This window comes from Streptomyces sp. 130 (assembly GCF_007096885.1).
Taxonomy (GTDB): Bacteria; Actinomycetota; Actinomycetes; order Streptomycetales; family Streptomycetaceae; genus Streptomyces.
In genome coordinates, this window is the sequence record NZ_VJNO01000027.1 from 86300 (window position 1) to 97286 (window position 10987).

The window sequence follows — 10987 nt, forward strand, 5'->3', positions numbered from 1 at the left end:
CTCCGCGCCGCGCTCAGTCCTCGCGCTCAGCCCTTGCGCTCAGTCCCTCGACGGGTCGTCGGGGCCGTCGTCGGCAGGGCCCTCGTCGGCAGGGTCCTCGTCGGCAGGGTCCTCGTCCGTACGGTCATCGGCCCCGTCGGCCGGCGGCCGTGCGGGCCCCGGCCGGCCGGGACCGCCCGGCAGGCCCGGACCGGTCTCCGGCCGGACCGGCTTGGGCGGTCGCGTCCGGCCGCTCGACGTGTCCCGGAGGTACGTCGCGTCGCCGCTCTCCGTGGCGTGGCCACCGGGCGGCTGCCCGGGGCCCGGGTCGCGCCGCCGCAGATAGCGCTCGAACTCGCGGGCGATCGCCTCGCCGCTCGCCTCGGGCAGTTCGGCGGTGTCCCGCGCCTCCTCGAGGGTCTGCACGTACTCGGCCACCTCGCTGTCCTCGGCGGCCAGTTGGTCGACGCCGACCTGCCAGGCGCGCGCGTCCTCCGGCAGTTCGCCGAGCGGGATGCGCAGCCCGAGCAGGTCCTCGAGGCGGTTCAGCAGCGCCAGCGTCGCCTTGGGGTTGGGCGGCTGCGACACATAGTGCGGCACCGCCGCCCACAGGCTCACGGCGGGCACCCCGGCATGCGTGCACGCCTCCTGGAGGATGCCGACGATGCCGGTCGGGCCCTCGTACCTGGTCTCCTCCAGGTCCATGGTGCGCGCCAGATCGGGGTCGGACGTCACCCCGCTGACCGGGACCGGGCGGGTGTGCGGGGTGTCGCCGAGCAGCGCACCGAGCACCACCACCATCTCGACGCCCAGTTCGTGCGCGAATCCCAGCAGCTCGTTGCAGAACGAGCGCCAGCGCATGGACGGTTCGATGCCCCGGACCAGGACGAGGTCGCGGGGCTTGTCCCCGCCGACGCGGACCACGGAGAGCCGGGTCGTCGGCCAGGTGATCTTGCGTGCCCCGTTGTCCATCCACACCGTCGGGCGGTTGACCTGGAAGTCGTAGTAGTCCTCGGCGTCCAGCGCCGCGAACACCTCGCCCTTCCACTCCCGGTCCAGATGCGCGACCGCTGTGGAGGCGGCGTCACCGGCGTCGTTCCACCCCTCGAACGCGGCCACCATGACCGGGTCGATCAGCTCGGGAACGCCCTCGAGCTCGATCACCCCAGCCTCCTTCCGAAGTTCCCTTGCGTACGGACCAACCTTACGGCCTGCGGCCCCCCTGACCGCAGCCCCCGTGCACGGGCGGATGGCCGCCCGGTGCAGCAGCACCCCCTCGATACATCCGAGCTGTCGGCGGAAAATCGCGCCCCTCTCTGGACTTGCGCCCTTGGGGGCGGATATACATCGGATGACCGGGACAGAGGTCCGATGTTATTTCCCCTGGGGGCGCGCATGAGTCAGACCGTCACGGATTTCGAGGTCCACGACATCCGGTTTCCGACCTCGGAACAACTGGACGGCTCGGACGCCATGAACCCCGACCCCGACTACTCGGCCGCCTACGTCGTCCTGCGGACCGACATCGCCGGCGCGGACGGCGAACCGGTCGAGGGGCACGGCTTCTGCTTCACCATCGGGCGCGGCAACGAGGTCATGGCCGCCGCGATCGAGGCACTGCGCCCCTATCTGACCGGGCGCCCCGTGCCCCGCACGGCCGCCGGACTCGGCGCCCTGTACCGGGACCTCACGCACGACTCCCAGCTGCGCTGGCTGGGGCCCGAGAAGGGCGTGATGCACATGGCGGTCGGCGCGGTGGTCAACGCCGCCTGGGACCTGGCGGCCAGGCTGGCGGGCAGACCCGTCTGGGAGTTCCTGGCCGGGATGACCCCCGAGGAGCTGGTCTCCCTCGTGGACTTCCGCTACCTCACCGACGCCCTCACCCCCGACGAGGCGCTGGCCGTCCTGCGCGCCGCCGAACCGGGCCGCGCCGAACGCGCCGCCCGGCTGCGCGCCGAGGGGTACCCCGCGTACACCACCTCGCCCGGCTGGCTCGGCCACTCCGACGACAAGCTGGTCCGGCTCGCCGAGCAGGCCGTGGCCGACGGCTTCACCCAGATCAAGCTCAAGGTCGGCGGCCGGGTCGAGGACGACGCCCGCCGGATGGCGCTCGCCCGCGAGGCCGTCGGACCCGGCGTCCGGATCGCCGTCGACGCCAACCAGCGCTGGGACGTCGCCGACGCCGTGGCGTGGCTGACCGCGCTCGCCCCGTACGACCCGCACTGGATCGAGGAGCCGACCAGCCCCGACGACGTGCTCGGCCACGCCGCCGTCCGCGCCGCGCAGCCGGTCAAGGTCGCCACCGGCGAACACGTCGCCAACCGGGTCGTGTTCAAGCAGCTCCTCCAGGCCGGGGCCGTCGACTTCGTCCAGATCGACGCCGCACGCGTCGCCGGCGTCAGCGAGAACCTGGCGGTCCTGCTGCTCGCCGCCAAGTACGGCGTCCCGGTCTGCCCGCACGCGGGCGGCGTCGGGCTCTGCGAACTCGTCCAGCACCTCGCGATGTTCGACTACGTGGCCGTCTCCGGCACCCGCGAGGACCGGGTCATCGAGTACGTCGACCACCTCCACGAGCACTTCACCGACCCCGCCGTCATCGCGAACGGCCGCTACACCGCCCCGGCCGCCCCCGGCTTCTCGGCCAGGATGCGCCCCGAGTCCATCGCCGCTCACCGCTACCCGCAGGGCCCCGTCTGGCAGGCCCGCATCGCGCAGAAGGAGGACAGCCGATGACCGGCACACAGGACTTCGAGGGGATGAACGCCCTGGTCACCGGCGGCGCGTCCGGCATCGGGGCGGCCGTCACCGCCCTGCTCCTGGAGCGCGGCGCGCGGGTCGCCGTCCTCGACCGGGACACCACCGGCGCCCCCGACCGGGCCCTCGCCGTCGAGGCCGACGTCACCGACGACGCCGCCGTGCGCGCCGGGGTGGACCGGGCCGTCGCCGAGCTGGGCCCCCTGCACACCCTCGTCTCCAACGCGGGCATCGGCGCCATCGGCACCGTCGAGGACAACGACGACACCGAGTGGGCCCGGGTCCTCGACGTCAACGTCCTCGGCATGGTCCGCGCCGCCCGGCACGCCCTGCCGCACCTGCGCCGCGCCGCCGCCGAGCGCCCCGGAGCCGTGTCCATCACCCACACCTGCTCCATCGCCGCGACCGCCGGGCTGCCCCAGCGCGCCCTGTACGGCGCGAGCAAGGGCGCGGTCCTCGCGCTCACCCTCGCCATGGCCGCCGACCACGTCCGCGAGGGCGTCCGCGTCAACTGCGTCAACCCGGGCACCGCCGACACCCCGTGGATCGGCCGTCTGCTCGATCAGGCGGACGACCCGGCCGCCGAACGGGCCGCGCTCGACGCCCGGCAGCCGCTGGGCCGGCTGGTCTCCGCCGGTGAGGTGGCCGCCGCGATCGTCTACCTCGCCAGTCCCGCCGCGGCCTCCGTGACGGGCACCGCCCTGGCCGTCGACGGCGGGATGCAGGGCCTGCGCCTGCGCCCCGCCGGCAGCTGAACCCGCCCAGGCCGCGGCGCACGGAGCGGGCGGGCCCAGAGGCAGAGCCCCGAAACGGTCACAACGCGGACCGCAACCACTGCTCCACGCTCGCCACGTGCACCGTCGCCCACGCCCGCGCGGCCTCCGCGTCGCGATCCCGCAACGCCGCCAGGATCGCCCGGTGTTCGTGCAGCGTCCGGCTCACCGCGTCCTCCTGCGTCAGCCCCCGCCACACCCGCGCCCGCGTCGTCGGCCCCGAGAGCCCGTCCAGCAGCGAGCAGAGCACGGAGTTGCCGGACGACTGGACGATGCCCCGGTGGAAGTCCAGGTCGCAGGCGACCAGGTCCTCCACCGAAGGACGCTCGCCCAGCGCGTCGAGCTGCGCGCTCAGCGCGTCCAGCTGGTCGTCGCCGATCCGGCTCGCCGCCATCGCCGTCGCGGCGGGCTCCAGAATGCGGCGCACCGCCAGGAACTCCAGCACCGTGTCGTCCCGGTGGAAGTCCACGACGAAGCTCAGCGCCTCCAGCAGCAACTGCGGGTCGAGGCTGGTCACATACGTGCCGTCGCCCTGGCGGACGTCGAGAATGCGGATCAGCGACAGGGCACGCACCGCCTCCCGCAGAGAGTTGCGGGAAAGCCCCAGCTCCGAGGCGAGTTCGCTCTCCTTGGGAAGACGATCGCCGGGCCGTAGCGCACCCGAGACGATCATTCCCTTGATCTTCTCGATGGCCTCGTCGGTGACAGCCATGGGCGACCTCCAGACATCCGATGTATCGCCCCATTATGCGGCCACGGACAAGGCCGGTACGACCGCCGGACCACCCCGTGGTCCACCGGCCGCCCGGCCCGGCCCGCCGCGCTCAGCCGCGCCGCTCGCCGAGCACCTTCTCCACCCCGGCCCGGACCTCGTCCGTCGCCAGGCCCCGGATCGTCAGCGTCGTCCGCCGCCGCAGCACGTCGTCCGCGGTCTCGGCCCACTCGTGGTCCCGGGCGTAGGCGACCTGCGCCCAGATCTCCGGCGCGTCCGGGTGGATCCGCTCGGCCAGCGCCGGATTCTCGTTGGCCAGCCGGGCGATGTCGAAGGCGAGCGAACCGTAGTGCGTGGCCAGGTGGCGCGCGGTGTCGGCGGCCATCCGGGGACCCGGCGTCCCGCCGTCCACCAGCAGCCGGTGCGCCACCGCGTTCGGGCTGGCGATCCCGGGCAGCGGCAGCTTCCTCGGCAGCCGGGCCATCGGCTCCATGTCCTCGGCCAGCGGCTGCCCCGGCAGCGCGGCCAGCTTGTTCATCACCGTACGGCCGATGTGGCGGAAGGTCGTCCACTTGCCGCCGGCCACCGACAGCATCCCGCCCCGGCCCTCCGTCACGACCGTCTCGCGCTTGGCCTTCGAGGTGGCGCCGGGCCCGCCCGGCAGCACCCGGAGACCGGCGAAGGAGTACGTGATCAGGTCCCGGGAGAGCTGCTGGTCCCGCACCGAGAACGCGGCCTCGTCCAGGATCTGCGCGGTGTCCCCTTCGGTCACCGCGACATCCGCCGGGTCACCCTCGTACGCCTCGTCCGTCGTGCCCAGCAGCAGCATGTCCTCCCACGGCAGGGCGAACGTGATGCGGTACTTGTCGATCGGCGTGGCCAGCGCGGCCTTCCACGGCCGGGTCCGCTTCAGCACCAGGTGGGCGCCCTTGGACAGGCGTATGGAGGGCGCCGCGTCCGGGTCCTCCATCTTCCGCAGGTGGTCCACCCACGGCCCGGTCGCGTTCAGCACCAGCCGGGCGGTCACCCCGAACTCCGTACCGTCCATGGAGTCCCGCAGCTCCGCCCCCGTCACCCGGCCCCGGGTGAACCGCAGCCCGGTCACCGCCGCGTGGTTCAGCACCACCGCGCCCGCGTCGACGGCCGCGCGGACCGTCATCAGCGCCATCCGCGCGTCGTTCATCTGGTCGTCGCCGTACACCGCGACCGCGCGCAGGTTCTCCGTGCGCAGCTCCGGCACGTCGCGCACCGCCCGGGCCGGGCTGATCACATGGCCGACGCCGTCGCCGAAGGCGGACAGCGCCGAGTACGCGAACACGCCCGCGCCGAGCTTGGCCGCGCCGTGCGGCCCGCCCTTGTAGACCGGCAGGTAGAAGGTGAGCGGGTTGGCCAGGTGCGGGGCGACCTGGCGTGAGACCGCACGGCGCTCGAAGTGGTTCTCCGCCACCAGCTTCACCGCACCGGTCTGCAGGTAGCGCAGACCGCCGTGCAGCAGCTTGGAGGAGGCGGAGGAGGTGGCGCCGGCGAAGTCACCGGCGTCCACCAGGGCCACCCGCAGTCCGGACTGCGCGGCGTGCCAGGCGGTGGAGATGCCCAGGATGCCGCCGCCGATCACCAGGAGGTCGTACGTCGCCTTGGAGAGCCGCTCCCGGGTCTCGGCGCGGCTCGGGAGGGAGCCGGAGGCCGGACGCGTCCCGAGTGCGGGGACGCTCTGCAGGGTGGTCATGTTGTCTACTCCTCGTCGTCGAGCCAGCCCATGGTGCGTTCCACGGCCTTGAGCCAGCTCTTGTACTCGCGGGCGCGGGTGTCCGCGTCCATGCGGGGGGTCCACTCGGCGGCGCGGCGCCAGTTGGCGCGCAGCGCGTCGGTGTCCGGCCAGAAGCCGACGGCCAGGCCGGCGGCGTAGGCGGCGCCGAGGCAGGTGGTCTCGGCGACCATCGGACGCACCACGGGCGCGTCCAGGAAGTCGGCGAGCGTCTGCATCAGCAGGTTGTTGGAGGTCATGCCGCCGTCGACCTTGAGCGAGGTCAGCTCGACGCCGGAGTCCTTGGTCATGGCGTCGCTGATCTCGCGCGTCTGCCAGGCGGTGGCCTCGAGGACGGCGCGGGCGATGTGCGCCTTGGTGACGTAACGGGTGAGACCGGCGATGACACCGCGGGCGTCCGGGCGCCAGTAAGGGGCGAACAGGCCGGAGAACGCGGGCACGAAGTACGCGCCGCCGTTGTCCTCCACCGAGGAGGCCAGGGTCTCGATCTCGGCGGCGGACTGGATCAGCCCCATCTGGTCGCGCATCCACTGGACCAGCGAACCGGTGACGGCGATCGACCCCTCCAGGGCGTACACCGCCTTCTGGTCGCCGATCCGGTAGCCGACCGTCGTCAGCAGCCCGTTGTAGGAGTTGACGGGCGTCTCGCCGGTGTTCATCAGCATGAAGGTGCCGGTGCCGTACGTGGACTTGGCCTCGCCCTCGGAGAAGCAGGTCTGGCCGAACAGCGCCGCCTGCTGGTCGCCCAGCGCGGAGGCCACCGGCACCCCGTCGAGCACCCCGCCCATGGTGGTGCCGTACACCTCGGCCGAGGACCGGATCTCGGGCAGCACGGCCGTCGGCACGCCGATGGACGAGCAGATCCTCTCGTCCCACTGCATGGTGTGCAGGTTCATCAGGAGGGTGCGTGAGGCGTTGGTGACGTCGGTGACGTGGACGCCGCCGTCGGTGCCGCCGGTCAGGTTCCAGATGACCCAGGAGTCCATGGTGCCGAAGAGGATGTCGCCGCGCTCGGCTCGCTCGCGCAGCCCCTCGACGTTGTCGAGCAGCCAGCGCACCTTCGGCCCGGCGAAGTACGAGGCGAGCGGCAGCCCGGTCTCGCGGCGGAAGCGGTCCTGGCCGACGTTGCGCCCGAGCTCCTTGCAGAGCGCGTCCGTACGGGTGTCCTGCCAGACGAGGGCGTTGTGGACGGGCTCACCGGTGTGCTTGTCCCACAGCAGGGTGGTCTCGCGCTGGTTGGTGATGCCGATCGCCTTGACGTCGGCGGCGGTGATGCCCGCCTTGGAGATCGCCCCGGCGACGACTTCCTGGACGTTCGCCCAGATCTCGGCCGCGTCATGTTCGACCCAGCCCGGCTTGGGGAAGATCTGCTCGTGCTCCTTCTGGTCGACGGAGACGATCCGCCCGTCCTTGTCGAAGACGATGCAGCGGCTGGAGGTCGTGCCTTGGTCGATGGCCGCGATGAACGGCCCGGTGCCGTGGCTGCCGGTGGTGTGTGCGTCGGTCACGGTGTGCTCCCGGAGGTCTGTGCGGTCTGGGGTGAGGGCGGGTCAGGCGAAGGCGAGGTTGTAGAGGCCGCCCGCGAGCGCGCCGCCGATCAGCGGGCCGACGACGGGGACCCACGCGTAGCCCCAGTCGGAGCCGCCCTTGTTCGGCAGCGGAAGCAGCGCGTGCACGATACGCGGACCGAGGTCGCGGACCGGGTTGATCGCGTAGCCCGTCGGCCCGCCGAGCGACAGGCCGATGCCGACGACGACCAGGGCGGTGATCAGCGCGCCCAGCGTGCCGAGCCCGTCGCCGTCGCCGTTGAGGCCCTGGGTGAGGATGGCGAGCACCAGCACCACCGTGGCGATGATCTCGGTGAGGACGTTCTGCACGGCGTTGCGGATCTCGGGGCCCGTCGAGAAGACACCGAGGACCGGGCCCGCCTGGGGGGCCGCGGCCTGGTCGACCATGCCCTCCTCACCCGAATGGGCGCGCAGGACCTCCGGATCGGTGAGATGGGCCCGGAACTGCCCGTAGTAGGTCAGCCAGACCAGCACCGCGCCGATCATCGCGCCGAGCAGTTCGGAGGCGAGGTAGAGCGGTACGTCGCTCCACTTCGTCCCGCCCTCGATGGCCAGGCCGATGGTGACGGCCGGGTTGAGATGGGCCCCCGACACGCCGCCGGCGAGATACGCGCCGGTCAGCACCGCGAAGCCCCACCCGAAGGTGATGGCGACCCAGCCGGCGTTCTGCGCCTTCGAGTGCTTGAGCGTGACGGCGGCACAGACACCGCCGCCGAGCAGGATGAGCACGGCGGTACCGATGGTCTCGCCGATGAAGATGTCGGAGCTGGACACCCGCGACTCCTTTGTCCTTCGTCCAGGAAGCCGAACCCCGGGTCCCACCGGTGGTCCGCGCCCTCGTGTGAGGGCTTGGCCGGCCCCCGGGGGGTGACTTGGCAGGGCCGACACCCCCCGGCACGGTCACACCCTAACGCGAATATCCGTTAAGTGTTCGACAATGCCGACCGGTGAACGGCAGTGTTTCTCCCGGGCGAAGGCAGCGTCAAGAGGGATGTGACGTACGAATCGATCGTTACGAAGAGGAGCCGGCCGGATACCCGGGCCGCTCAGAAGCGCCTGGCGCCCAGGTCCCGCGAGACCGCGCGGGCGCAGTCGCGGACCGCGGCGACCAGCTCCGGGCGCAGCTCGCCGTCCTCGCAGACCCGCTCCACCGCACCCGTGACGGCTATGGCCCCCACGGGCATCCGGCGCCGGTCGTGGATCGGGGCCGCCACCGCGGCGACGCCCTCCCAGGTCTCTTCCACGTCGGACCCCCACCCCCGGGCCCGTACCCCGTCGAGCACGGCCTCGAACTCCTCGGCGCCGGTCACCGTCCGGGGCGTGAACGGCTGCCGCTCCGCCTCCATCGCCTCGGTGTGCGCCACCGGGTCGTACGCGGCCAGCACCTTGCCCAGGGCCGTGGAGTGCAGCGGCTGCATGGCGCCCACCTCCAGGACCTGGCGGCTGTCGTCGGGCCGGAAGACGTGGTGGACGATGAGCACGCCCTGCTGGTGCAGTACGCCGAGATGGACGCTCTCGCCGCTGGACCGGGCCAGGTCGTCCGTCCAGACCAGGGCCCGGGCCCGCAGCTCGTGGACGTCGAGATAGCTGTTGCCCAGGCGCAGCAGCTCCGCGCCCAGCTGGTAGCGGCCGGAGGCGGCGTCCTGCTCCACGAAGCCCTCGTGCTGGAGGGTGCGCAGGATGCCGTGCGCGGTGCCCTTGGCCAGGCCCAGTGAGGAGGCGATGTCGGACAGCCCGAGCCGCCGCTCGCCGCCTGCCAGCAGGCGCAGCACCGCGGCCGCGCGCTCCAGCGACTGGATGTTCTTGGCCATCGCGCCGTACTCCTCCACCTTGTTCGACAATGCTGAACACTATCGGTCCATGTCGACCTTTGCTCGGTCGTGGGGGAAGTCCGCAGCACCCTTCGACACCGGAACCCCCGTCATCAGGATGCCGTCCGGCTCGTGGGACAGAGTGACTGCCCAGGTCGCGGCCCGGCTACCCTGGCCGGGTGCGCCTTCCACCGAAGACGCAAAGCCGACAGCCGTCGCATCCCAGGGAGTACATCCATGGCCTCGTCGCCGACCCCTTCCGCCGACAGCCGGAACCGAGCCGCAGCCCTCCGTGAGGCGCTCGCCACCCGCGTGGTGGTGGCCGACGGTGCCATGGGCACCATGCTCCAGGCGCAGGACCCCACGCTCGCGGACTTCGAGAACCTCGAAGGCTGCAACGAGATCCTCAACATCACCCGGCCGGACATCGTGCGCTCCGTGCACGAGGCGTACTTCGCCGTCGGCGTCGACTGCGTCGAGACCAACACCTTCGGCGCGAACACGGCGGCCCTCGGCGAGTACGACATCCCCGAGCGGGTCCGGGAGCTGTCCGAGGCCGGTGCGCGCATCGCCCGCGAGGTCGCCGACGAGTACACCGCTTCCACCGGTGAGCAGCGCTGGGTCCTCGGCTCCATGGGCCCGGGCACCAAGCTGCCGACCCTCGGCCACATCCCGTACGCCACCGTCCGCGACGGCTTCCAGGCGAACGCCGAGGGCCTGATCGCCGGCGGCGCCGACGCGCTGATCGTGGAGACGACGCAGGACCTCCTCCAGACCAAGGCCGCCGTCCTCGGCGCCCGCCGCGCCCTCGACGCCCTCGGCAGCGACCTCCCGCTGCTGTGCTCGCTGGCCTTCGAGACGACCGGCACCATGCTCCTGGGCTCCGAGATCGGCGCGGCCCTGACCGCCCTGGAGCCCCTCGGCATCGACATGATCGGCCTGAACTGCTCGACCGGTCCCGCCGAGATGAGCGAGCACCTGCGCTACCTCACCCGGCACTCCCGCATCCCGCTGCTCTGCATGCCCAACGCCGGACTGCCGGTCCTCACCAAGGACGGCGCCCACTTCCCGCTCGACGCCGAGGGGCTGGCCGACGCGCAGGAGACGTTCGTCCAGGAGTACGGCCTCTCGCTGGTCGGCGGCTGCTGCGGTACGACCCCGGAGCACCTGCGCCAGGTGGTCGAGCGCGTACGCGGCACGGTCCCGGCCGCCCGCGACCCGCGCCCCGAGCCGGGCGCCGCCTCGCTCTACCAGTCCATCCCCTTCCGCCAGGACACGGCGTACCTGGCGATCGGTGAGCGTACGAACGCCAACGGGTCCAAGAAGTTCCGCGAGGCCATGCTCGAAGGCCGCTGGGACGACTGCGTGGAGATGGCCCGCGACCAGATCCGCGAGGGCGCGCACATGCTCGACCTGTGCGTCGACTACGTGGGCCGCGACGGCGTCGCCGACATGGAGGAGCTGGCCGGCCGGTTCGCCACCGCTTCCACCCTGCCGATCGTGCTGGACTCCACGGAACTGCCCGTGCTCCGGGCCGGCCTGGAGAAGCTGGGTGGCCGCGCGGTCCTCAACTCGGTCAACTACGAGGACGGGGACGGGCCCGAGTCGCGTTTCGCGAAGGTCAC

Annotated in this window: 9 protein-coding genes; 3 read left to right on the forward strand and 6 right to left on the reverse strand. The window is 72.3% G+C overall.

Annotation, left to right across the window (positions count from 1 at the left end):
* Nucleotides 1–39: 39 nt before the first annotated feature.
* Entirely contained in the window at nt 40–1143 is a 1104-nt protein-coding gene (locus tag FKN01_RS22180) for a PAC2 family protein (protein ID WP_143623327.1), read from the reverse strand.
* A gap of 231 nt (nt 1144–1374) precedes the next feature.
* Between FKN01_RS22180 and FKN01_RS22185 the strand changes: the two genes are divergently transcribed.
* The gene (locus FKN01_RS22185; protein ID WP_143623329.1) at nt 1375–2712 is read left to right on the forward strand and encodes an enolase C-terminal domain-like protein; all 1338 of its coding nucleotides are present in this window, start codon (nt 1375–1377) and stop codon (nt 2710–2712) included.
* Nucleotides 2709–3488, forward strand: coding sequence for an SDR family NAD(P)-dependent oxidoreductase (locus FKN01_RS22190; protein WP_143623331.1), 780 nt, complete (start codon nt 2709–2711; stop codon nt 3486–3488). The genes FKN01_RS22185 and FKN01_RS22190 overlap by 4 nt, the downstream gene beginning before the upstream one ends.
* 58 nt (nt 3489–3546) lie before the next feature.
* Here the strand turns inward: FKN01_RS22190 and FKN01_RS22195 are convergent, their stop codons facing one another.
* From FKN01_RS22195 to FKN01_RS22215, 5 genes are all read right to left on the reverse strand, one after another.
* Nucleotides 3547–4218 (reverse strand): FadR/GntR family transcriptional regulator, encoded by a 672-nt coding sequence (locus tag FKN01_RS22195; RefSeq protein ID WP_143623333.1) that lies wholly within the window; start codon nt 4216–4218, stop codon nt 3547–3549.
* A 112-nt stretch (nt 4219–4330) separates the two neighbouring features.
* Nucleotides 4331–5944: a glycerol-3-phosphate dehydrogenase/oxidase gene (locus FKN01_RS22200; RefSeq protein WP_143623335.1), complete on the reverse strand. Its 1614-nt coding sequence runs from the start codon at nt 5942–5944 to the stop codon at nt 4331–4333.
* A gap of 5 nt (nt 5945–5949) precedes the next feature.
* Nucleotides 5950–7491 carry a glycerol kinase GlpK gene (gene glpK / locus FKN01_RS22205; protein ID WP_143623336.1) on the reverse strand — a complete coding sequence of 514 codons (1542 nt, stop codon included), beginning with the start codon at nt 7489–7491 and terminating at the stop codon, nt 5950–5952.
* 42 nt (nt 7492–7533) lie between these two features.
* Nucleotides 7534–8325 (reverse strand): MIP/aquaporin family protein, encoded by a 792-nt coding sequence (locus FKN01_RS22210; protein ID WP_143623337.1) that lies wholly within the window; start codon nt 8323–8325, stop codon nt 7534–7536.
* A gap of 272 nt (nt 8326–8597) precedes the next feature.
* On the reverse strand, nt 8598–9362 hold the full coding sequence (locus tag FKN01_RS22215) for an IclR family transcriptional regulator (protein ID WP_185992939.1): 765 nt from the start codon (nt 9360–9362) through the stop codon (nt 8598–8600).
* A 237-nt stretch (nt 9363–9599) separates the two neighbouring features.
* Here FKN01_RS22215 and FKN01_RS22220 point away from each other — a divergent pair.
* Nucleotides 9600–10987: homocysteine S-methyltransferase family protein (locus FKN01_RS22220; RefSeq protein WP_185992938.1), on the forward strand; the 1388-nt coding region annotated here is incomplete at its 3' end.